The organism is Streptomyces sp. NPDC040432 (genome assembly GCF_055595445.1).
In genome coordinates this window covers 394366-415023 of the sequence record NZ_JBVIVP010000004.1, presented here as the reverse complement: position 1 = coordinate 415023, position 20658 = coordinate 394366, and the positions used below count along the sequence as shown (strand labels likewise).

Genomic DNA, 20658 nt, shown 5'->3' with positions numbered 1-20658 from the left:
GTGGCGCCGCGGCGATCTTCCACCCCATGATCGCCGTGCGTTCGGCCCTCCGCGGTACACCGCCGCAACGTCCGGCGTCCCGCGCCCGTTTGACGCACGAAACGGCTCACGACCCGAGGAGTACCGCAGATGTACGTCGTCCGACCGGCCGCCGCGGCCGCCGCCGCATTCCTGGGGCTCACCCTGACCGTGCTGTGCGGGACGGCCGCGACCGCCGCCCCCGGCCCGGGACCCGCCGCCCCCTCGGCCGGGCCGGGCCCGACGGGGCTGGGAGGACCCGTCCTGTACGCGCACCGGGGGGCCTCGGCCTACGCCCCGGAGAACACCCTCGAAGCGGTCGACGTGGCGAGGGAGCTGGGCTTCGACTGGGTGGAGAACGACGTCCAGCGCACGAGCGACGGCGAGCTCGTGGTGATCCACGACGACACCCTGGCGCGCACGACGGACGTGGAGGAGGTGTTCCCCGACCGCAGGCCCTGGCGGGTCCGGGACTTCACGGCGGCCGAGATCGCCCGGCTGGACGCGGGGAGCTGGTTCGGGGACGGCGGCCACGCGGGGGCCCGGGTACCGACGCTGCGCGCGTACCTGGACCGGCTGCGCATGAACCGGCAGCGGCTCCTGCTGGAGATCAAGAAGCCCGAGCTCTACCCGGGGATCGAGCAGGACACCCTGGAGGTGCTGGAGGAGGCCGGCTGGCTGGAGGAGCGGCCCGTCGCGGAGCGCCTGGTCGTGCAGAGCTTCAGCGCCGACTCGGTCCGCATCGTGCACGACCTGCGCCCGGACCTCGTCACGGCGTTCCTGGGCACCCCGGACGTGGCTGATCTGCCCCGGTACGCGGAGTTCGCCGACCGGATCAATCCCTGGCACGCCACGATCTCCGCCGACTGGGTCGAGGCGGTGCACCGGCTGCGGGGGGCCCACGGCCGGGTCATGGAGGTGGCCACCTGGATCGTCGACGACGCCGCCACGGCCCGGAAGGTCCGGGACATGGGCGTCGACGGCATCATCACGAACGCCCCCGACGTGGTGCGCGAGGCCGTCGGCGGGTTCTGAGGCCCGCCCGACCGGCACCCGCGGACCGGTCGGCCCCGAGCCGGCACACCGCGGCCCGGTCCCGCGGACACCGACCGCGCTGTCGGTGCGGGGCCGTACGGTGGACGCGTGGACAGCACCGAGCGGCCCCGCGGGCCGCACCTCGAATGGACCGTCGTCGCCAGTGACATCGGTCCCCTGCTCCTGGCCGCGACCCCCGAGGGGCTGGTCCGGATCGAGTTCCATGCCGGACCCGACCGGGCCGACCGGATGATCGGCGCGCTGATCTCGCGGCTCGGCGCCGACGCCGTCCGGCCGCGACCGGGCGCGGAGGTGCTGCTGGCGGAGCCGATACGGCAGCTGGAGGCCTACTTCGCCGGTTCGCTGCGGCGCTTCGACCTGCCGCTGGACTGGCGGCTCAGCTCCGGCTTCAACCGCCAGGTGCTGCTGGAACTGGACCGGTCCGTGCCCTACGGGTCGGTCGTCGGGTACGGGGAGCTGGCCGGCCGCGTCGGGCAGCCGGGGGCGGCGCAGGCCGTGGGCAACGCCATGGGTTCGAACCCGCTGCCCCTGGTGGTGGCCTGCCACCGGGTCGTGGAGAACGACGGCGGCATCGGGGGCTTCGGGGGCGGCGTGGAGACCAAGCGGATCCTCCTCGCGCTGGAGGGAGTACTTCCGCAGCCCCTGTTCTGACCTGCGCGTCACCGTCCCGGCGGGCCTGCCTCCCGGCCGGGGCGGGGGCCGGTATCCGGTTCCCCCGCGCGGAGGCGGGTGGGACACTTCCGCCGTGACGACTCCTGCCGCATCAGGCCTCACCGCCCGCACCCTGCCCCCGTGCCCGCGACGGGGGTGTCCGGCGTGACCGCCTCCCCCGGGGCCGCCCCCGGCGCCGCGGCCGGTTCCCGCGCCCCGGCGGGGAAGGGCGGTCCGGTCGACCCGGCCGCGCTGCCGCGGATCCGGCGCAGGATCTCGGGCGTCCTGATGGCCGCCCAGGCCATCGGCGGGCTGGGCGTGCCGATCAGCATCGCCCTGGCTCCCGTACTGGCCACCGAGATCAGCGGCACCGAGGCACTGTCCGGTTTCGCCTCGACGGCGGCGGTGATCGGCACCGCGCTCGTCTCGTTGCCGCTGGCCGCCCTGATGACGGCCAGGGGGCGGCGGCCCGGGCTCGTCGTCGGGTACGCCGTCGGAGCGCTCGGCGCGGGCCTCGTGGTGCTGGCCGCCACGGTCAGGAGCTTCCCGCTGCTCATGATCGGCATGGCCGCCTTCGGGGCGGCGTCCTCCGCGAACCTCCAGGCCCGGTTCGCCGCCGCCGACCTCGCCGAGCCCGATCACCGGGCCCGCGCGATCTCCGTGGTCGTCTGGGCCTCCACCGTCGGCGCGGTCCTCGGACCCAACCTGTCGGCCCCGGCCAGTGACAGTTTCGCCGGCACCTCCATACCCCAGACGGCCGGTCCGTTCGTCTGGGCCGCCGCCGTCTTCGTCCTCACCGGCACGCTGCTCGGCGTGTTCCTGCGGCCCGATCCCCTGCTGACGGCCCGGGCCCTGGCCCCGGTCGCGGAACAGGGCCGCGAGGGACGCTCACTGCGCGCCGGGTTCGCCGCCGTCAGGGCGTCGCCGCGGGCCCGCCTCGCCCTGGTGACCGTCGCGGTGTCGCACACCACCATGGTTTCGATCATGGTGATGACCCCGGTCGACCTGGGGCATCACGGCGCCGACCTCCGGCTCGTCGGCCTCGTCATCAGCGGGCACATCGCCGGGATGTTCGCCTTCTCCCCCGTCATGGGATGGCTCGCCGACCGCCTCGGCCGGCTCTCCGTGATCGGCCTGGCGGCCGGGCTGCTGTCCTTCGCCGCGCTCCTCGCCGGCACCGCCGACGGCAGCCACGCCCAGAGCGCCCTCGGCCTCTTCCTGCTCGGACTGGGCTGGTCCGCCGGCATGGTCGCCGGGTCGGCGCTGCTGACCGACTCGGTGCCGCAGCCCGTGCGGGCCGCCGTCCAGGGCCTGAGCGACCTGACGATGAACACCGCCGCCGGTGTCGGTGGCGCCGCGGCCGGCCTGGTCATGTCCCAGGCCGGCTACGGCTGGCTCAACGCGATCGGTGCCGCGCTGCTGTTGCCGATGGCCGCTCTGGCCCTGTTCACGGCGCGGCGCCACCCCGGGCCGACGAAGGACCGGGCGGCCGCCGACTCGTAGGACGCCCTCGTGGCCGGGTCCCGGGGGGAAGCGGTTCCCGTGGGGCTCAGCAGTTGATGTGGTAGGCCTTGCGCAGCGTCTCGTGGACGGTCCAGGTGGTCCTGTCGCCCTCCCGCAGGACGCAGGCCGAGCCGGGGCCCACCTCCAGGGTCGCACCGCCCTCGACCTCGATGGTGGCGCGGCCGCTGACGACCACGAACAGTTCGTCGGCCTCGGTGTCGGTGACCACACCGGGGGTGATCTGCCAGATGCCCCTGATCTGCGAGCCGTCCGCGGACTCCCACAGCACCTTGCCGGTCACCACGGGGGTGCCGGAGAGGATCTGGGCGGGGTCGAGGTCCTCCCTCTCCAGCTCGGCGTCGGGGAGGTCCGCGACGGAGAGGGCGAAGGAGGGCGGGGCGGCGGTGCCGTGGTCATGGGTGCTCATGGCGCGTCAGCCTAGGGCCGGGGCGCCGGGCACGGGGTGTTCAGAGCGTCCAGCGTGGGCCGCCCGGACGCGTCATTGCGTCGAGCGGGTACGGACGCCGTCCGCCGGGCCCCGCGCAGGGGCACGGGCAAGCGCCGGGTTTCGGCCAGGGCGGCGCGGGCGGTGGCCCGAGGTTCGGGGCCGGTGTCCGTGACGTCGTGGCACGTGTTCCGCCCCGGGGCGGTCCCGGCGATGGCCGCGTTCGTCGTGGAGGCCGCCCGTGACCGCGGGGGCACGCTACTCGGACAGGTTCGCGCCGGAGCGGGGACAGCGCGTTTGGGGGCGCGAATCACGTGCCATGGATGGGGACATGCCACACCACAGAGCAGCCGAGGTCCCGGTCCTGTCCGAAGAGGTGCGCGAGGCACTCGACGCGGGGCGGCCCGTCGTCGCCCTGGAATCGACGATCATCGCGCACGGCCTGCCCCGTCCCCGCAACCTGGAGGTGGGGCTGGAACTGGAAGCCCTGGTCCGGTCGGAGGGCGCGGTCCCGGCGACGGTCGCCGTCCTCGACGGGGTCGCGCACGCGGGGCTCGACAAGGCCCGCCTGGAACGGATCGCCTCGGGCGGGGACGTGCGCAAGCTCGGCCACCGGGATCTGGCTCCGGCCCTGGCGACGGGCGCCACCGGGGCGACGACCGTTTCGGCGACGGCCCTGCTCGCCGCGCGGGCCGGGCTGCGGGTGTTCGCCACGGGCGGGCTGGGCGGGGTGCACCGCGAGTGGGCGAGGTCGTTGGACGAGTCCGCGGACCTGTCGTTGCTCGCCCGGACCCGGATCACGGTGGTGTGCGCCGGGGTGAAGTCGATCCTGGACGTACCGGCGACGCTCCAGCGGCTGGAGACGCTGGGGGTGGGCGTGCTCGGCTACGGCACGACCCGCTTCCCGGGCTTCTACCTGGCCGACTCCGGCGAACCGGTGGACTGGACCGTGCACCGGCCGGAGGAGGTGGCCGCGGTGATGGCCGCCCAGGACGCCGTCGGAGGGCCGGATTCCGCCCTGCTGGTCGCCAACCCCGTGCCGCTCGGGGAGCAGTTGGATCCGGAACTCCACGACCGGGTGCTGGCCGAGGCCCTGGCCGAGTGCCGGGAACGGGGCATCACGGGACAGGCGGTGACGCCGTTCCTGCTGGGGTTCCTGGTGCGGGCGACGGGTGGCGCCTCGCTGGAGGCGAACCTGGCGGCGGTACGGGGCAACGTACGGCTCGGGGCCCGCATCGCCCGGGCCTGGGCGGCACGATCGTGACCGGCGCACCGGGGGCGCTGCTGGTGGTCGGCGACGTGGTCACGGACGTCGTGGCGGTGCACGCGGAACCCCTGGCTCCGGCGACCGACACCGCCGCCCGGATCCGCACCCTGCCGGGCGGCGCGGGCGCCAACGCCGCGTGCTGGGCGGCCCGTACGGGGACGGCGGAGGTGCGCCTCCTCGCACGGGTGGGTTCCGACTCGGCGCGCTGGCACGAACGGGCCCTGGTCGACGCGGGCGTGCGGCCCCGACTGGTGATAGACGGGTCGGAACCGACGGGGACGGTCGTGGCCCTGGTCGGCAAGGACGCCGAGCGCACCTTCCTGACCGACAGCGGGGCCTCGCTGCGCCTGTGCCCCGCCGACTGGGCGCCGGCCCTGCTGGACGACGCCGCGCACCTGCACCTGTCGGGGTACCTGTTCTTCGCCGACTCCAGCCGCGAACTGGCCCTGGTCGCCCTGCGGGCGGCCCGTACGCGGGGGGTGCCGGTGAGCGTGGACCCCGCTTCGGCGGGGTTCCTCGCCGTGCTGGGCCGGGAGCGGTTCCTGACCGCCGTGGCCGGGGTCGGCGTGCTCCTGCCCAACGAGGACGAGGCCCGGCTGCTGGCCGGCCTGCCGGAGCCGGCCGGGCCGGCCCGCGCGGCCGTCGAGCTGAGCCGGCGGGCGGGGCTGGTGGTGGTGACGCTCGGCGCGGGCGGGGCGCTGGTCGCCGAGGGCGGCCGGATCACCGCCGAGGTCGGGGCGGAGACCGTCGAGGCGGTGGACTCCACGGGGGCCGGGGACGCCTTCACCGGCGGGTTCCTCGCCGCCCGCCTGGACGGCGCGGACCCGGTGGAGGCGGCGCGCGCGGGATGCCGCACGGCGGCCCTGGCGGTCGGACGGCTGGGCGGCCGACCCTCGTAGGACGATCCGGCCGGGCACCGACCGGGCCGACTCCCCCGGCCACCACCCGCCGATCGCCGCCCCCTTGCGACGGCCGGCCCCGCCCGACTCACCGCCGGCTCAGTCCGGCAACCCGCTCCAGGCCGGGTGGCGCGGATCGTCCGCCTTGACCAGGACGTCGGCGGCCGTGGCCGGGCCGGTCTCCCGGGCGTAGCGGGCGAAGGCCGGTAGCGTCCAGCGTTCGGACTCCTCGGTGCGGCGGGCCAGGGCACCGGGCGACAGCCCGATGTGCACGCTGAGGTCGAAGGGGAACCAGTGCCCCAGCAACAGCGGTCCGTGCACGATCACCACGCTGCCCGGGGCGAGTTCCACGTAGGGGCTGCGGGTGGCCCGGTCGGTCACCGGGTCCCACAGGTCGGGCAGCACCCTCCCGCTGCCGCCCGGGTCGGTCGGGCCGAAGACCTCGCGCCACAGGGCGCCGGTGTCGTACCAGCCACCGAGGTAGGAGTCGACGTCGTGGCGCCCGTACTCGAAGCGGAGCGAGGCCGGCCGCAGGAAGCCCCCGGCGCCCACGACCAGGACCGAACGGCCTTGCGCACCCAGCGCGTCGGCGAGGTGACCGGCGAGGACGTCGGTCGCGGCGGCGGGCGCGCCGTCGATGCCCACGCGCTGCCAGGTCGCCCGCCCCGGCCCGCCGGGAGGGTCGTCGGCGGGGACCCCGCCGGAGCTGTCGAGGTGGGCGGCGAGCCGTCCGGCCAGCCGCTGCCAAGTGATCGCTTGGAGCTGCACTCGCCCATTGTCAGTGGCGGGGCCTAGTTTTTCCCACGTGGGGATCACCGGTGGACAGGAGCCGGCGGCCCGGTTCGGAGGAGGGGTCTGTCATGGCTCGGGAGACGACGTACCTGGAACTGTCCCAGGACGACGGCGCGGCGCACAAGTTCTACGAGGTGACGGTGGAGGGCACCACCGTCCAGGTGCGGTACGGACGCATCGGCGCCGACGGCCAGGTGCAGTCCTCCTCCTTCCCGACGGTGGACAAGGCGCGGGCGGCGGCGGCCAAGAAGGTCGGCGAGAAGGTCCGCAAGGGGTACGCGCCGGCGGTGCGCGGCGCGCGCGCCGCTCGCTCGGTGACCCGCCGCCAGGTGGCGTCGGCGCCGTCGACGGCGCGCGCCGTGGCCCCGGTGCTGTGGCGGTTCCGTACCGGCTCCTCGGCGTTCGGGATCCACGTGGACGAGGACCGCTGCTGGGTCGGCAACCAGGCCGGTGACGTCTACACGGTGAGCCACGGCGGTGAGGTGCTGGCCCGGTACTCCCTGCCGGACGGGGTGAAGTGCCTGGTCGCGGACGACTTCTGGATATACGCGGGCTGCGACGACGGCACGGTGTACGACCTTTCGTCGAAGGTCCCGTTCGGGGCCTACGGCATCGCGGCGGACGTGGACATCTACTGGCTCGACATCCACGAGGGCGTGCTGAACGTCTCGGACGCGAACGGCGGCCTGACCGTCATCGACCACGAGGACGAGCACCAGTGGTCGCGGAAGTCCTCCGGGGGCGGCGCGTGGATGGTCCGGGCGGACGAGCGGGCGGTCTACCACGGCCACGGCAACGGTGTGACGGCCTACGCGGCGGACGGTACGGGCGAGTTGTGGCACACGAAGACCCCGGGCGGGGTCCTGTTCGGGTGGCAGGAGGAGCACTCCGTGTACGCGGGGACGGTGCGCAACACCGTGCAGCGGCTGTCGAAGGCGACGGGCGCGGTCGAGGCCTCGTACCCGTGCGACGCGGCCGTGTACTCCTGTGCGACCTCGCCCGACGGCCGGCACGTGTTCGCGGGTGACTCGTCGTCGTCGGTGTACTGCTTCGACGCCGACGGGCAGCGGCTGTGGAAGCTGGGCACCGGTGGTGGTTCGGCGCTGTCGATGCAGTACCTGGACGGGCGGCTGTACCTGGTGACCACCGACGGTTCGCTGGTGTGCGTGGACGCGAGCGAGACGGCCATCGCGGCCGCCCAGCAGGGCTCGGTCCCGACCGCGGTGGACGTGAAGTCGGCGGCGGCTCTCCCGGTCTTCACCCCGGCGGCCTCGGCCGCCGCGGTGGCGACGGTCTCGCGGGCCTCGGTGCCGGTCGGCGGTGTCGTGGTGGAGTGCGTCCAGCAGGGGGCCCGGATGCGGGTGCAGGTCGTCTCCGAGGGCTTCGACTCCGCGTGGCACGTGCAGTTCCCGCGTGGGATCCGTGAGGTGGGGGCCCGGTACGTGGTGGACGGACTGCACCCGGCCGCCGGGGGCTTCTACCGGGTGCGCGGGGAGATCCGCCGACTGGTCTGAGCGGGCGGGGGATCGACGGGGTCGGACCGCAGGCTGCGGGTCGGGCGGTCGGGCGGGTGCGTTCGGTGTCCGTGGTGGACGGGGGTCTCCACGGGCACCGGCCGGACCCGCCCGGCGGCGTGCCTCGGCGCGGCCTCGTTCAGGGGCGGTGCTCCGGACAGCCGCAGGGGGCGGCGCCGAGCGGGGCCGGCACGGCCGTCGCGAAGGGGGCGTCGGGCGGGAGGGCGCAGGTCACGTGGAGGACGATCGGCACGCTGCCGAAGTTGCGGCCGAGGTGGACGTGGTCGAGGCCCTCCGGTTCGACGAAGGTGTCGCCGACGGTGTGCACCTCGACGGTGCTGTCATCGAGGATCCGCGTCAGGGTTCCGGCCCTGACCACCGCCATCAGCGGCACCTGGTGGTAGTGCCAGCCCGTGCAGCCACCGGGCTCTATGACGACTTCCCGTCGCATCAGGTCCGAGGGCACCGTCGCCCTCGGGCGCCTCGCCATCGCCTGTCGTCCGCCCATGCGCCCTCCTCCACGGGCCCCCCGTGGCCCACCCGATCCGACTCACGGTAGGAGGACATCATGACGTCCGGAAAGAGTTGATGAAAGGCTAACAGCCTATCTGTACAAGGTGATATACGCACCGGTCAGCGGTATCACCCTTGTATGAGTCCCGTCGTTTTCGAGTCACAGAAGCAGATCCACTGCGCGGACTGTCGGCAGGGCCCGCTGCGGCACCTCGTCCGCGAGGCGGGCGTGCCCCGGTGCCTGGATTGCGCCGACCTCGGGCACCTGGTCTACCTGCCGCGCGGCGATACGGCGCTCACCCGGCGGGCCCGGGAGGCCAGTTCGCTGTCGGCCGTGGTCGTACGCCGCCACAGGCGCCGCCGACGCTACGAACGGCAGGGGCTGCTCGTCGAGGAGGCCGCGCTGGCGCGCGCCGAGCGGGCCTGCCTCGCGGACGCGGACGCGCGGGCCCGCCGACGCGAACGTGACCGGCTGCGGCGCACCGCCGAGGACGTGCGGTTCACCGCCGCCTTCGCCGCCGAGATCCTGCGGCTGTTCCCCGGGTGTCCTCCGGACCGCGCGCGGGCCATCGCCGCGCACGCCTCACTGCGCGGCAGCGGAAGGGTGGGGCGCACCGCGGCCGGCCGGGCCCTCGACGAACTGGCGGTGTCCGTGGCGGTCCGGGCCGCCGTGCGGCACACCGACACCGAGTACGACGCCCTGTTGATGGCGGGGGTCCCCCGCTTCGCCGCCCGGGCCCGGCTGGCGGAACGGATCGACGCGATCCTGAACGGCTGGCGGACGTAGCCGCGCGTCCGGCGACCGGTACAGGGACGGCGGTCGGCGCGGCGGTCGGCGGTCGGCGGTCGGGCACGGTCCGCCCCGGGCCGGGGCGGACCGTGAGCGGGGGGGGGCGTGCGGTCCTGCGGCCCGGGGCCGCCGCCGAGACCTGTGGAGAGCTTCGGGACGGCGTCGAACTCCGGTCGCCCCTGCGGGCGACGACGGGAGTTTGACGACAGGCCCTAGTTCAGACGGAAGCGGCGGTACAGCAGCACGCCGCCGAGGAGGAGCCCGCCGCCGGCCGGCAGCAGGTAGCCGAGGCCCTCGGAGCCGGTGTGGGCGAGCGCCGAGGTGTGGCGCGGCGGGGCGGACGGCGTCACCGGCCTCGGTGCGACGGGCGGGGTGACGGGCGTGACCGGCGTGACGGGTGTGACCGGCTGCGGCGGCTTGCCCTGGGTGGGGGTCTCCCCGTTGATCGAGGTGTTCCCGTGGGAGCTGTTGCCGATCCCGACGACGTTCACCGAGTTGCCGCTGAGGTTGACCGGGAGCTGGACGGGAAGCTGGATGCCGTTGCCCGACAGGAGCCCCGGTGAACCCTTCGCGTCTCCCCGGGCCACCGCTCCGCCGCCGTTGGCCGCCGCGGACCCGGCACCGGAAGCCCCCCGGTCGGACGGCCCGGAGGCACTCGGACCACGATCTCCTCCCCCGGGTGAGGAATTCGTACAGCGGTTACCGGCGGCGGAGTTGAGGACGCCGACCACGCTCACCGTGTTCCCGCAGACGTTGACCGGGGTGTGCACGGGCAGTTGCACCAGGTTCCCCGACAACAGGCCCGGCGAGCGCTCCGCGCTCCCGCCCGCTTCCGCATCGGCGTGGGCCAGACCGCCCACCCCCGCGACCGCCAGTCCACCGCTCGCGACCATCGCCGCGATCAAGCCGTTCCGACGACTGTGACGCATCAGTTTTCCTGCCTTCCGGAGGGATTGGGGGCATTGCCCCCACACCGGTAAACAACGCCGTAAACCCATTCGGGTTATAGAGGCGATAGGCATTTCACTCCATCGTGTACTGGGTAGTGCCTACTTCATGACGGAACGACCGCTGCTCCTGCTCGACGTGGACGGCCCCCTCAATCCCTTCCGCTCCCCCTTCGCCTCGCTGCGCGGCTACACCAGCCACCGGATGCGACCGGACGTCTGGCTCTCCTACCGGGACCCCGAGTCGCGGGCGGCCCGGCGCGGGGCGCGGGTCCGGCTCCACCCGTCCCACGGTGCCCGGCTGTTGGGGTTGCCGTTCGAAATCGTCTGGGCGACCGCGTGGACGCACCAGGCCAACACGATGATCTCCCCGCACATCGGTCTTCCCACCGACCTGCGGGTCGTCGAGTGGCCGGAGTTGTTCGCCCGCGACCCCGAGGGGCTCTCCTGGAAGACGCGGGCGCTCACCGAGTGGGCGGCGGGCCGCCCCTTCGCCTGGGTCGACGACATGATCACGCCGCGGGACCGGGCCTGGGTCGCCGCCCATCACCCGGCTCCGGCGCTGCTGTTGAAGGTCCTGCCCCGACACGGTCTACGGCCTCGGGACTTCACCGCCCTGACCCGCTGGGCGGGCGGAATCAGCGGGGCAGAGCGCTGACGGGGTCCGGGGAGGGTGCGCCGGCCGGCCACCAGTCCTCGTCGCCCGCACGGGACTCGTAGGCGTACCAGAGCCCCTCACGGCTGAGACGGAGCTGACGGGTGCGGTCGGTGAGGCGGTTGCGCTCGGGGCGGAAGGCGCCCAGCCCGGCGGCGAGGAGCGCGGGGCGGGCCCGGTCGAAGGGTCCGGCCGGGGGGTCCCAGGGCTCGTCGAGGACGGTGAGCGCGGCCCGCCCGCCCTGCCGCCAGGCCGCGGCGGCCCGGGCGAGTTCGGTGGTGGAGCGGCCGGTGGCGCGCGCGAGGTCGCGATAGAGCCCGCGGGCCGGGCCGGTGAGCCCCGCGGTGTGGTGGGCCGACGCCAGTCGGACGGCGTCCTGCCACAGCGTGAGGTGTCCCGTGGGGTCGTCCCCGGTGGTGAGCAGGGCGAGGGCGCGGGCGGCGGCGTCGGTGGCGAGTTGGTCGAGGGCCAGCGGGTCCGGGGCGCCCGGCTCGGCCGGGTAGGCGGGCGGCAGGCCGGCGGCCGGGGGCGGCGCGAGCGGGGCGGGCAGCGGGGGCAGGACGGCGCGGGCCACCGCCGCCCGGGCCGGCACGCCGGGGAAGTCCGGTGCGGCGTCGGGCTGTTCGCGGGCGGCGTGGGCGGCGTTGCGGCGGGCGAGCTCGTCGAGGAGTTCGCGCTCGCCCCGGCCCCGGAGCAGCAGCAGGACGAACGGGTCCTGGTCGAGGAGCCGCGCCGCCCGGTAGCAGAGGGCGGCGGCGTGCTTGCAGGGCGGCCGCGCCGTGTCGGGGCAGGAGCAGCGCGGTACGAGCTCGCCGGCCCCGGGCAGGATCGTCTCCGCGAGGGACTGCGGGACCTCCCGTTCCAGCAGGGTCGCGAGGGCCGACGGGTCCGCCGCCACCGCTTCCAGGAGCTCCGCCCATTCGCCGTCCGTGAAGGCGGCCAGGGCCAGTTCGGTGCGGTACGGGCGGGCCCTGCTGCCGCGCACGTAGGCCACGATCCGGCCGGGGGTGACCGTGACGGCGTCGACGTGTCCCTCGGTGGCGTACGTACGGCCGCGCGCGAGTCGGGCCGCGTCGTGGGCGCGGGCCTCCAGGGCGGCGACCCAGGCCCGTCCCCACCAGGTGGCGGCCTCCAGCCCGGCCGGCACGGTCTCGAAGGTGCGGCGCCGGTCGTCCCGCGCGGTGATCATGCGGGCCTCCGCAGCGAGACGAGATCGGCCAGTTCGCGGTCGGTCAGTTCGGTGAGGGCCGATTCCCCGGAGCCGAGGACGGCGTCGGCGAGGGCGCGTTTGGCTTCGAGGAGTTCGGCGATGCGGTCCTCGACGGTGCCCTCGGCGATGATCCGGTGGACCTGGACGGGTTGGGTCTGGCCGATGCGGTAGGCACGGTCGGTGGCCTGTTCCTCGACGGCCGGGTTCCACCAGCGGTCGAAGTGCACGACGTGCCCGGCGCGGGTCAGGTTGAGTCCGGTGCCGGCCGCCTTCAGGGACAGCAGGAAGACGGGCACCTCCCCGGACTGGAAGCGGTCGACGAGCTCCTCGCGGCGCGGCACGGGCGTCCCCCCGTGCAGGAACTGGTGGGAGATGCCCCGGGCCGCGAGGTGCCGCTCGATGATCCGGCCCATCGTCACGTACTGGGTGAACACCAGTACCGAGCCGCCCTCCGCGAGGATGGTGTCCAACAGCTCGTCGAGCAGCGCGAGTTTGCCCGACCGGTGCGGGATCCGGGGCGGCTCCTCCTTCAGGTACTGGGCGGGGTGGTTGCAGATCTGCTTGAGCGAGGCCAACAACTTCATGATCATGCCGCGGCGTTCGATGCCCTCGCTCGCCTCGATCACGGCCATCGCCTCCTCCACCGCCGCCTGGTAGAGGGACGCCTGCTCACGGGTGAGGGACACCGGATGGTCGGTCTCGGTCTTCGGCGGCAGTTCGGGGGCGATGCCGGGGTCGGACTTCTTGCGGCGCAGCAGGAACGGCCGTACCAGCGCGGCCAACCGGGCCACCGCGGCCTCGTTCCCGCCGTCCTCCTCCTGCTGGTGCTCGACCGGGCGGGCGTGCCGGGCGCGGAAGGCGGTGAGCGGGCCGAGCAGCCCCGGGGTGGTCCAGTCGAGCAGGGCCCACAGCTCGGACAGGTTGTTCTCCACCGGGGTACCGGTGAGCGCGACGCGGGCCGGCGCCGGAATCGTCCGCAACGCCTTCGCCGTCGCCGAATGGGGGTTCTTCACGTGCTGCGCCTCGTCGGCGACGACCATGCCCCAGCTCTGCCCGGCGAGCCGGGCCGCTCCGGCGCGCATCGTCGCGTAGGTGGTGAGGACGAAGCCGCCGTCGAGGCCGTCGAGGGTGCGGCTGCCGCCGTGGAAGCGGCGGACGGGCGTGCCCGGTGCGAACCTTTCGATCTCGCGCTGCCAGTTGCCGAGCAGTGAGGCCGGGCAGACCACGAGGGTGGGCTCGGGACGGTCCCGGTGCAGGTGCAGCGCGATGAGCGTGACCGTCTTGCCCAGACCCATGTCGTCGGCGAGGCAACCGCCGAGACCGAGCGAGGTCATCAGGTCGAGCCAGGCCAGGCCCCGCAGCTGGTAGTCCCGCAGCGTCGCCTTGAGGGCGGCGGGCGGCGCGACCGCGGGCAGGTCACCGGTCAGCCGGTCCCGCAGCGCGGCCAGCGCACCCACCGTAACGACGGGCACCGGCTCACCGTCGACCTCGGCCGTCCCGCTCAGGACGGTGGCCAGCGCGTCCACCGGGTCCAGCAGCCCCAGCTCCCGCTTGCGGGCCTTGCGCACCAGCGCCGGATCGACCCGCACCCACTGGTCCCGCAGCCGCACCACGGGCCGGTGCGCCTGGGCGAGGGCGTCCATCTCCCCCGGGGTGAGCCGGTCGCCGCCCAGCGCCAGCTCCCAGGAGAAGGCGAACAGCCCCGCCGCGTCGAAGAAGGCCGTGCCGTCGGTGGCGGAGCCCGGCGCCGCGGACCGTACGACGGCGGTCGCGGCCAGCGTACGAGCCAGTTCGCGCGGCCAGTGGACCAGCACTCCGGCCGCCGCGAGGCGGGGCGCGACGGCGCCCAGCAGGTCCTCCAGCTCGGGATCCGAGAGCGCGAGCGCGTCCGGTACCGGCTGGTCGAGCAGGCGCAGCAGCGGCGGCCAGATCCGGGCGGCGCGGCGCAGCGCGAGCACGGCGTCGATCCGGGCGCGCGGCCCGAACGCGGCGGTGGCCGCACCGGCCCACAGCAGGCCCGCGTCGGTCACGAGCGTCGGATCGGCGAGGCTGTGGACCTGGACGACGGCCGCACCCGCACGCCGCACGTCCTGCGGCTCCGCCTCGTCGAACAGGCGGAACGACGACAGGTCGAGGCGCAGCGAGATGCCCACCCCCGTGTCGGCGCCCGCCGCGACCTGCGCGGCCCATTCCTGTATCCCCGGCACCCGTTGCGGTTCCTGCGCGGCGAACGGTCGCCCTGCGGCGAAGGGTGCCGCCGGGGTCCGGGGCAGCGTGTCGGCGACGGCGTCGAGGAAGGCCCGCACCAGGGCTTCCGGTTCGGGCAGGGTCAGCGGACGACGCCCGGCGAGCGGGGTGGCGTACCCCTCGTGGGGCAGGGCGGCGGCGACGGCCCGCAGGTGCCCGACGTCCTGCGCGTCGAGCGGGCCGGCCCGCCACGCGTCGACGCCCTCGGGGGTGACGCCCGGCAGCAGCCGCCCCCGCGCCACCAGCGACAGCGCCTGAACCGCGGCGGTGCCCCAGGCCCGGGCGGCGGGCGACGCGGCGGCGCTGCGCGGCGCGTGGACGAGGACGGCGAGGGCCTCGGTGACGGACAGGGAGACGGCAGGAACGGTATGGGTACGGACCCCGTCGCCGTGCGGCCGGACCACCTGGATCGGGGACGGGCTCCCGGCCTCGGGCAGCGGGTCCCCGGCCGGGCTCCAGAAGGCGACCCGCCCCTCGCGGGGCACGGCGGCCGGGAGGAACACGGGGGCGCAGCGGAGCAGGGCCACCACCGACGGCGGCTCCGGCCGCCCGTGCGGCTGTGACTGCGACTGCGACTGCGACTGCGTTAGCGGCATCACGGCGCCGTGGTCCCCCTTCCCGTCCTGCTCGCCCGGCTCCGCCCGGTCATGGCGGATCCACTGCCGCCGAGTCTAGGCGCGCCCACCGACAACACCGCTGACCTGCGGCGACGCCCCCTCCACGGGGGACTTCCCGGCTACTTCGTCCAGCGGCCCTGCTCACCGGCGAAGCCGTACTCGGGCCGGCCGTTGGTGGCGCTCGTCCGCCAGGGCCGTCCGTTGTCGTCGAGGCGGAGGGAGCCGGATCCGGTGGGGCCGCTCCAGCGGAGTTCGAGGTACCAGTCGCAGTCGCAGCCCGTGGCGGCGGCCACCACCCGCAGCACGACGGGCTGCGCCGCCGACACCTGCATCGGGAACGCCGGCGCCGGGAGCCGGTCCCCTCCGTCGTTGCCCGCCACGGGGCGCGCCAGCGGCCGGGGCGCGTCCAGGTTGACGGCGAAACCGGCCGGGGTGAGGGCCCCGCCGCAGCCCTGGGACATCTGGTAGACGTTCCAGGCGGGCGGGGTGCGCCGCGCCGTGACCCGTACCTGGAGGTCCTGGAGGACCACTGCCCCCTCACCCGCCCCGTGCAGGGTGACCTCGACGGTCTGGCTCCCGGCGTGCACGGCCCGCTGGGCCTGCGCCCAGGCGGCCGCGTCGGGCTCCAGGGGCGGCGGGGGCACCTCCGTCGGCGCCCGCTCCGAGAGGTAGGCGTGCTCGCAGCCCGCCGCCCACACGTGGGACCGTACGGCCGCCTTGAGCGGCGCCACGGCCGGTGCGGGCGCCGTCGACGGTGACGGTGACGGTGCGGGTGGTGAGGCGGCGGGCGGGGCCGGGACGGTCGCCGGGGCCGTCGGGGAGCCGGTGGACGGGGCGGACACCGAAACGGAGGGCACCGGTGATGCCCCGGCCGCCGGCGGGCGGGAGGGCGTCGGTGAGACGCCGGAGGTGCTGCCCGCCGGTCCGGCGTGTGCCGAAGGCCCCTCCGGCCCGGCGGCGGCCAGCACTCCGGCCACGATCACGGCGGCCGTGGCGCCCGCGGCGGCCACCACCATCCGCCGCCGATGCCGACCCCACCGCCCGCCCACGGCACCGGGGGCGGGCACGGAAACCTGCGAGGGGGCGGAGCCGCTCCCCGAACCGGGTTCGGGCACCGGGGCGGGAACGGGTGCGGGCCCGGGCGCTGGCGCGGCATCCGGAGCGGCGTCACGAACAACGGCTGGAAAGACGTCCGGAACGGCGTCGGGAACGTCCCCCGGAACGGCCTCCCGGGCCGTCTCCGGGACCGCCGGCGCCGCCGCCGGGTCCGGCTCCGGACCGGCCCCCTCCGCGGACTCGGCCTCCTGCTCGGGGTCCGCCACCGGCTCGGGTTCCGCCACCGGCTCGGGTTCCACCCCCGGCTCCGTGGCCCGCACGCTGTCCGGCAGCTCCCCGGACGCCGCCTCGGGCGCGGGGTCGTCCGAGACCTCCTCGGGACGCGCCTGCGGACCCCGGCCGGTCGCCGCCGCCACCGGCGCGGCCTCCGCGGCCTCCCCGGTCGCCGCCACCGGCGCCGCCGGTACCGATGACCGCCGGCGGGCGTCCGCCAGGAGCCAGGCCCGGTGGAGTTCCACCGCCTCGGCGCCCGTCGCCCCGCAGGCCCGCGCGAAGCGGTCCACGGCCGCGAACTCCGCGGGCACCGCCTCCCCGTTGCAGTACCGGTGCAGGGTCGACGTACTGGTGTGCAGCCTCCGGGCCAGCAGCCCGTAGCTCACTCCCGCACGTTCCTTCAGTTCGCGCATCAGCCGCGCGAACGCCTCCGCCTCGGCCGATCCCTTGACCGGCCGTTCAGCCTCGCCCACAGCACTCCCCCCGTCCCGTGACTCCGTTCCACCCGGGGGTGTTCCCCCAGGTGACGGCATGTACGGCCGTTCCAGTGTCCCGGATCCGGCGGGTTCCCTGGCCTGACACCCCGCAACGGGGGAAGGCTGTTGCCGCAGTCGACCTTCAACCGCACTTCGTACGGGGAGAACACCGTGTTCCGACGCTCCACCTCCGCCATGGCCACCGCGGTCCTCGCGGGCGCCGCCGCCCTGCTCCTGACCACCTCGACGACCGCGACGGCCGCCGTGACCGCGCCCGGCTTCCTCAACGGGACCGACCTCCCGCCGCACTCCTCCTCCCCCTGGTTCGCGGGGAAGGTCACCAAGGGGCTGCCGGAGAACGCGCCGTTCTGCCTGGAGGGGGCCCTGCCGGCGACCGGCAGCTGGCACCGCACCTTCGGCACCGAGCTCGACACCGGCGCCACGCAGATCTCCGTGCGGACCGCCTCGAACGCCGCCGCCGCCAAGCTCGTGACCGCCCTGGAGCGCAAGGTCGCGGCGTGCGCCGCCGACTGGCTGCGCGCGACCCCGGGCGGGACGGCCTCCTGGCAGGACTACGGGAAGATCGCCGTGGAGGAGGGCGCGCACGTCTACGGGGTCCACGCCTCCATCCCGGAGTCCGAGCCGGGCGTGCACCTCTTCGGCATCGGGCGGGACGGAGCGACGGTGACCGTCGTGAACTGGGGCCGGATGGGGCACCTGACGGACGCCCCCGTCCCCGCCTTCAAGAAGACGACCACGACGGCCGTCAAGAAGCTCAACCCGTAGGCGCGAAGTCCCGAGGTTCCGTGGTCCCGGCAGGTCCCGGGGACGCCGCCCCGCCCCCGGGTGGGACCATGGAACGGAGGGATCGGCCGGGTTCGCTCGCGGCGGGGAGGCGATCCGAGGCCGAGTCGACGCGGGACGAGGCGATGGGCATGCGCTCCGGAAACGAACCGGTGACCGCCCGCAGTCCACTGCGGCTGCGGTTCTGGCTGAGCCTGTGGGGGCTGCTCTGGGCCGCGGCCGGGACGGTCGCCTTCTCACTGGCCGCCCGGCCCGGCTGGGCTGCCGCCTGCGGGATCGTGGCGCTGCTGGCGGCCGTAGACCTGGTCGTCGTCACCCGGCACATCCGGCAGGGCGCGCACTACCAGCCGGGCCGTGACGTGCCCCCGTACGAACCCCCGCGACTCCGCTAGGCGGTCCCACCCCCGGGGCGGCGCCGGGCCCCCGGGGCGTCGCCCGGGCCGCCGGTCGTCGCCGGACCTACGGGTTGTCGTCGAACCGTGCCGCCGCCAGGTACTCGGGCTGCGGGTCGAGGGCGGCCGCCAGCCGGAAGTGCCGGCGGGCCTGCTCGCGCCGCCCGGAACGTTCGTGGGTGCGGGCGAGCGCGAAGTGGGCGAAGGCGTTGTCCGGCTCCCGCTCCAGCACCAGCTCGAATTCCAGCTCGGCCGGCCGCAGCTGCGCCGCCGCGAAGAACGCGCGGGCGCGCAGCAGCCGGGCGGCGGTGTTCTCGGGGTGGGCGGCTATGACGGAGTCGAGGAGCTTGACCGCTCCGCGGGGGTCACGGGCGGCCAGCAACTGCTCGGCGGCCCGGAAGTCGATGACGTGCGTCTCGGGGCTCGCGGAACCGGAAGACCTCGGACCACCTGACGGCCGGGACGGGGGCTGCGGGGGCGTGGTATCGGACACGGTGTCTTCCTTCCCTCTACGGGCGCGTTCAACGCGCGCGTCCGCCCGCGCTATTCCACCCCGGCGCCCTCGCGCACCGGCGCCGGCCCGTACCGGTGCGGTTCCGCGCCGGGGCGAACGCCGTGCGCTGCCCCGTCGCCCTCAGGCCCCGGCGTCCCCGCCGGCCCGCTTCGTGAGTCGGTCCCACACCGCCCGCACCTGGGGTTCCAGCGCTTCCAGCGGGCCGTCGTTGTCGATGACGAGGGTGGCCACCGCGAGCCGCTGTTCCCGCGTGGCCTGGACCGCCATGCGGGCCCGCGCGTCCTCCTCGGTCATCCCGCGCCGCGCCGTCAGCCGGGCCAGCTGCGTTTCGGGGGACGCGTCCACGACCACGACGAGGTCGTAGAGGGCGGCGAGGCCGTTCTCCGTGAGCAGCGGTACGTCGTGGACGACGATCGCGTCGGGCCCGGCCGCGCCCTCCAGCTCGGCGGAGCGGGCCCCGACCAGCGGGTGCACGATCGCGTTCAGGGTGCGCAGTTTCTCCGGGTCACCGAACACGATGGCCCCCAGGGCGGGCCGGTCGAGCTCTCCGGCCGCGGTGAGCACGGACTCCCCGAAGGCCTCCACCACGGCCGCGAGGCCCGGGGTGCCGGGCTCCACTACCTCCCGGGCGATCCGGTCGGCGTCGACGACCACCGCCCCGTACCCCGCCAGCAACCGCGAGACCTCGCTCTTGCCGGCACCGATTCCGCCTGTCAGGCCCACTTTCAACATGGTCAGCACCCTAGACCCTGTCGTCGAACTCCCGTCCGTCCCGGGGCGCTCCGGCCGACGACGGGAGTTCGACGACAGCCCCCGGACCCGACGCCGGAAGCCCATGACGGGCCACCCGGGCCCGGTCATGGGCTTCCGCCGCTCTACAGCTCTCCCTCGCGCTCCGCCAGGAACCGCTCGAACTCGCGGCCGATCTCGTCCGCCGAGGGGATCTCGGCCGGTTCGGCGATCATGTTGCCGCGGGTTTCGGCCCCCGCGGCGGCGTCGTACTGGTGCTCCAGGCCCTGGACGAGGGTGACGAGTTCCTCGTCGCCCTCGCGGATCTGGCGGTCGATCTCGGTCTGCGTGCGGTGCGCCTCGGTCCGCAGGGCGTGTGCGACGGCGGGCAGGACGAGCCCGGTCGCGGCGGTGATCGCCTCCAGCGCGGTCAGGGCCGCGTCGGGGTACGGGGAGCGGGCGACGTAGTGCGGTACGTGCGCGGCGACGCCGAGGACGTCGTGCCCGGACTGGGCCAGGCGGAACTCGACGAGCGATTCCGCGCTGCCGGGCACCTGTGCCTCGTCGAACGGGCTGCGGTGGCCGGGCATCAGGTCGGTCCGGTTGCCGTGCGGGGTGATGCCGACGGGCCGGGTGTGCGGGACGCCCATCGGGATGCCGTGGAAGTTGACGGAGAGCCTGACCCCGAGCCGCTCGATGATCTGTCGGACGGCGACCGCGAAACGCTCCCACTCCACGTCCGGCTCCGGGCCGGAGAACAGCAGGAAGGGTGCGCCGGTGGCGTCCTGGACGAGGCGGACCTCCAGGCGGGGTTCCTCGAACTCGGTCCAGTGGTCGCGTTGGAAGGTGAGCAGCGGCCGGCGGGCCCGGTAGTCCACGAGGCGGTCCGCGTCGAAACGGGCGACCACCTGGTGGGGCAGGGTCTCCAGGAGGCGCTCGACGATCTGCTCGCCGGCCTCTCCCGCGTCGATGTACCCCTCGAAGTGGTAGAGCATGACCAGTCCGGCCGAGTCCTGGGCCAGTGCCAGGTCGGCCACCGCCAGGCCCTTGGCGTCCCATTCGTACAAACCCTGTGGATCAAGCACTGTCACCATTCCTCCCTCGCGGCGTTCTCTGCCAAGAACGTTCAAGGCGCCGTCGGCATTCCCCAGTTGACGCCGTTCGCAGGATTGCGACACCGCGGGACGGCAGTCGACGGGTGCGGGCCGGCCCCCGCGCGCGGGTCGGGTCCCGGGCAGGGAACGCGGAAAGGCCCGCCCCCCGAAGGGGACGGGCCTCGCCGTTGGGCTC

The 20658-nt window shown here is 75.0% G+C and carries 20 protein-coding genes; 10 read left to right on the top strand and 10 right to left on the bottom strand.

Translation table 11 applies throughout. From position 1 onward, the window contains the following. Positions 1–129 precede the first annotated feature (129 nt). The 3 genes from ACZ58N_RS12155 to ACZ58N_RS12145 all read left to right on the top strand — a co-directional run bounded on the left by ACZ58N_RS12155 (position 130) and on the right by ACZ58N_RS12145 (position 3228). On the top strand, positions 130–1053 hold the full coding sequence (locus ACZ58N_RS12155; RefSeq protein ID WP_471158045.1) for a glycerophosphodiester phosphodiesterase: 924 nt from the start codon (positions 130–132) through the stop codon (positions 1051–1053). 108 nt (positions 1054–1161) lie between these two features. After that, the gene (locus tag ACZ58N_RS12150; protein ID WP_471158044.1) at positions 1162–1725 is read left to right on the top strand and encodes a methylated-DNA--[protein]-cysteine S-methyltransferase; all 564 of its coding nucleotides are present in this window, start codon (positions 1162–1164) and stop codon (positions 1723–1725) included. A 288-nt stretch (positions 1726–2013) separates the two neighbouring features. Beyond that, the gene (locus ACZ58N_RS12145) at positions 2014–3228 is read left to right on the top strand and encodes an MFS transporter (protein WP_471158322.1); all 1215 of its coding nucleotides are present in this window, start codon (positions 2014–2016) and stop codon (positions 3226–3228) included. Positions 3229–3274: 46 nt separating this feature from the next. Here the strand turns inward: ACZ58N_RS12145 and ACZ58N_RS12140 are convergent, their stop codons facing one another. Then, the gene (locus ACZ58N_RS12140; protein ID WP_471158043.1) at positions 3275–3655 is read right to left on the bottom strand and encodes a cupin domain-containing protein; all 381 of its coding nucleotides are present in this window, start codon (positions 3653–3655) and stop codon (positions 3275–3277) included. Between the two features lie 349 nt (positions 3656–4004). Between ACZ58N_RS12140 and ACZ58N_RS12135 the strand changes: the two genes are divergently transcribed. Continuing rightward, entirely contained in the window at positions 4005–4937 is a 933-nt protein-coding gene (locus ACZ58N_RS12135) for a pseudouridine-5'-phosphate glycosidase (protein WP_471158042.1), read from the top strand. Continuing rightward, positions 4934–5839 (top strand): carbohydrate kinase family protein, encoded by a 906-nt coding sequence (locus ACZ58N_RS12130; protein WP_471158041.1) that lies wholly within the window; start codon positions 4934–4936, stop codon positions 5837–5839. The genes ACZ58N_RS12135 and ACZ58N_RS12130 overlap by 4 nt, the downstream gene beginning before the upstream one ends. 99 nt (positions 5840–5938) lie before the next feature. Here ACZ58N_RS12130 and ACZ58N_RS12125 read toward each other — a convergent pair whose 3' ends face one another. Further along, positions 5939–6607 (bottom strand): nucleoside/nucleotide kinase family protein, encoded by a 669-nt coding sequence (locus tag ACZ58N_RS12125; RefSeq protein ID WP_471158040.1) that lies wholly within the window; start codon positions 6605–6607, stop codon positions 5939–5941. Positions 6608–6699: 92 nt separating this feature from the next. On the opposite strand from ACZ58N_RS12125, the gene ACZ58N_RS12120 reads away from it, so the two are divergent. Then, positions 6700–8145 (top strand): WGR domain-containing protein, encoded by a 1446-nt coding sequence (locus ACZ58N_RS12120; RefSeq protein WP_471158039.1) that lies wholly within the window; start codon positions 6700–6702, stop codon positions 8143–8145. A gap of 139 nt (positions 8146–8284) precedes the next feature. Here ACZ58N_RS12120 and ACZ58N_RS12115 read toward each other — a convergent pair whose 3' ends face one another. Then, a complete protein-coding gene (locus ACZ58N_RS12115) occupies positions 8285–8653 on the bottom strand; it encodes a cupin domain-containing protein (RefSeq protein ID WP_471158038.1) in 369 nt (122 codons plus the stop codon). A 144-nt stretch (positions 8654–8797) separates the two neighbouring features. Here ACZ58N_RS12115 and ACZ58N_RS12110 point away from each other — a divergent pair, with 144 nt between their 5' ends. After that, positions 8798–9445, top strand: coding sequence for a DUF2293 domain-containing protein (locus ACZ58N_RS12110; protein ID WP_471158037.1), 648 nt, complete (start codon positions 8798–8800; stop codon positions 9443–9445). Between the two features lie 215 nt (positions 9446–9660). On the opposite strand, the gene ACZ58N_RS12105 is transcribed toward ACZ58N_RS12110, so the two are convergent. After that, positions 9661–10377, bottom strand: a complete 717-nt coding sequence (locus ACZ58N_RS12105; protein ID WP_471158036.1) for a chaplin — start codon at positions 10375–10377, stop codon at positions 9661–9663. Positions 10378–10504: 127 nt separating this feature from the next. Here ACZ58N_RS12105 and ACZ58N_RS12100 point away from each other — a divergent pair, with 127 nt between their 5' ends. Next, positions 10505–11053, top strand: coding sequence for a hypothetical protein (locus ACZ58N_RS12100; protein WP_471158035.1), 549 nt, complete (start codon positions 10505–10507; stop codon positions 11051–11053). Here the strand turns inward: ACZ58N_RS12100 and ACZ58N_RS12095 are convergent. The 3 genes from ACZ58N_RS12095 to ACZ58N_RS12085 form a co-directional block, all read right to left on the bottom strand. Continuing rightward, a complete protein-coding gene (locus ACZ58N_RS12095) occupies positions 11034–12239 on the bottom strand; it encodes an SWIM zinc finger family protein (protein WP_471158034.1) in 1206 nt (401 codons plus the stop codon). The two genes, ACZ58N_RS12100 and ACZ58N_RS12095, sit on opposite strands and share 20 nt — an antisense overlap. After that, positions 12236–15103: a DEAD/DEAH box helicase gene (locus ACZ58N_RS12090; RefSeq protein ID WP_471158033.1), complete on the bottom strand. Its 2868-nt coding sequence runs from the start codon at positions 15101–15103 to the stop codon at positions 12236–12238. Before ACZ58N_RS12090 ends, ACZ58N_RS12095 begins: the two co-directional genes overlap by 4 nt. Positions 15104–15243: 140 nt before the next feature. Then, on the bottom strand, positions 15244–16926 hold the full coding sequence (locus tag ACZ58N_RS12085) for a helix-turn-helix domain-containing protein (RefSeq protein ID WP_471158032.1): 1683 nt from the start codon (positions 16924–16926) through the stop codon (positions 15244–15246). A 129-nt stretch (positions 16927–17055) separates the two neighbouring features. Between ACZ58N_RS12085 and ACZ58N_RS12080 the strand changes: the two genes are divergently transcribed. Beyond that, positions 17056–17715, top strand: a complete 660-nt coding sequence (locus tag ACZ58N_RS12080) for a hypothetical protein (protein WP_471158031.1) — start codon at positions 17056–17058, stop codon at positions 17713–17715. A 149-nt stretch (positions 17716–17864) separates the two neighbouring features. After that, entirely contained in the window at positions 17865–18125 is a 261-nt protein-coding gene (locus ACZ58N_RS12075) for a DUF6343 family protein (RefSeq protein ID WP_471158030.1), read from the top strand. A 67-nt stretch (positions 18126–18192) separates the two neighbouring features. On the opposite strand, the gene ACZ58N_RS12070 is transcribed toward ACZ58N_RS12075, so the two are convergent. The 3 genes from ACZ58N_RS12070 to ACZ58N_RS12060 form a co-directional block, all read right to left on the bottom strand. Next, positions 18193–18531, bottom strand: coding sequence for a tetratricopeptide repeat protein (locus tag ACZ58N_RS12070; RefSeq protein ID WP_471158320.1), 339 nt, complete (start codon positions 18529–18531; stop codon positions 18193–18195). Positions 18532–18759: 228 nt separating this feature from the next. Continuing rightward, the gene (coaE, locus tag ACZ58N_RS12065) at positions 18760–19371 is read right to left on the bottom strand and encodes a dephospho-CoA kinase (RefSeq protein WP_471158029.1); all 612 of its coding nucleotides are present in this window, start codon (positions 19369–19371) and stop codon (positions 18760–18762) included. Positions 19372–19514: 143 nt separating this feature from the next. Then, the gene (locus ACZ58N_RS12060) at positions 19515–20453 is read right to left on the bottom strand and encodes a PAC2 family protein (protein WP_281206709.1); all 939 of its coding nucleotides are present in this window, start codon (positions 20451–20453) and stop codon (positions 19515–19517) included. Positions 20454–20658: the final 205 nt, after the last annotated feature.

Coding starts and splice junctions, on each gene's coding strand:
- ACZ58N_RS12140 (WP_471158043.1), bottom strand. CDS start 3,655: ATGAGCACCCATGACCACGGCACCGCCGCCCCGCCCTCCTTCGCCCTC.
- ACZ58N_RS12145 (WP_471158322.1), top strand. CDS start 2,014: ATGGCCGCCCAGGCCATCGGCGGGCTGGGCGTGCCGATCAGCATCGCC.
- ACZ58N_RS12075 (WP_471158030.1), top strand. CDS start 17,865: ATGCGCTCCGGAAACGAACCGGTGACCGCCCGCAGTCCACTGCGGCTG.
- ACZ58N_RS12090 (WP_471158033.1), bottom strand. CDS start 15,103: ATGCCGCTAACGCAGTCGCAGTCGCAGTCGCAGTCACAGCCGCACGGG.
- ACZ58N_RS12100 (WP_471158035.1), top strand. CDS start 10,505: ATGACGGAACGACCGCTGCTCCTGCTCGACGTGGACGGCCCCCTCAAT.
- ACZ58N_RS12120 (WP_471158039.1), top strand. CDS start 6,700: ATGGCTCGGGAGACGACGTACCTGGAACTGTCCCAGGACGACGGCGCG.
- ACZ58N_RS12095 (WP_471158034.1), bottom strand. CDS start 12,239: ATGATCACCGCGCGGGACGACCGGCGCCGCACCTTCGAGACCGTGCCG.
- coaE (WP_471158029.1), bottom strand. CDS start 19,371: ATGTTGAAAGTGGGCCTGACAGGCGGAATCGGTGCCGGCAAGAGCGAG.
- ACZ58N_RS12105 (WP_471158036.1), bottom strand. CDS start 10,377: ATGCGTCACAGTCGTCGGAACGGCTTGATCGCGGCGATGGTCGCGAGC.
- ACZ58N_RS12135 (WP_471158042.1), top strand. CDS start 4,005: ATGCCACACCACAGAGCAGCCGAGGTCCCGGTCCTGTCCGAAGAGGTG.
- ACZ58N_RS12115 (WP_471158038.1), bottom strand. CDS start 8,653: ATGGGCGGACGACAGGCGATGGCGAGGCGCCCGAGGGCGACGGTGCCC.
- ACZ58N_RS12155 (WP_471158045.1), top strand. CDS start 130: ATGTACGTCGTCCGACCGGCCGCCGCGGCCGCCGCCGCATTCCTGGGG.
- ACZ58N_RS12110 (WP_471158037.1), top strand. CDS start 8,798: ATGAGTCCCGTCGTTTTCGAGTCACAGAAGCAGATCCACTGCGCGGAC.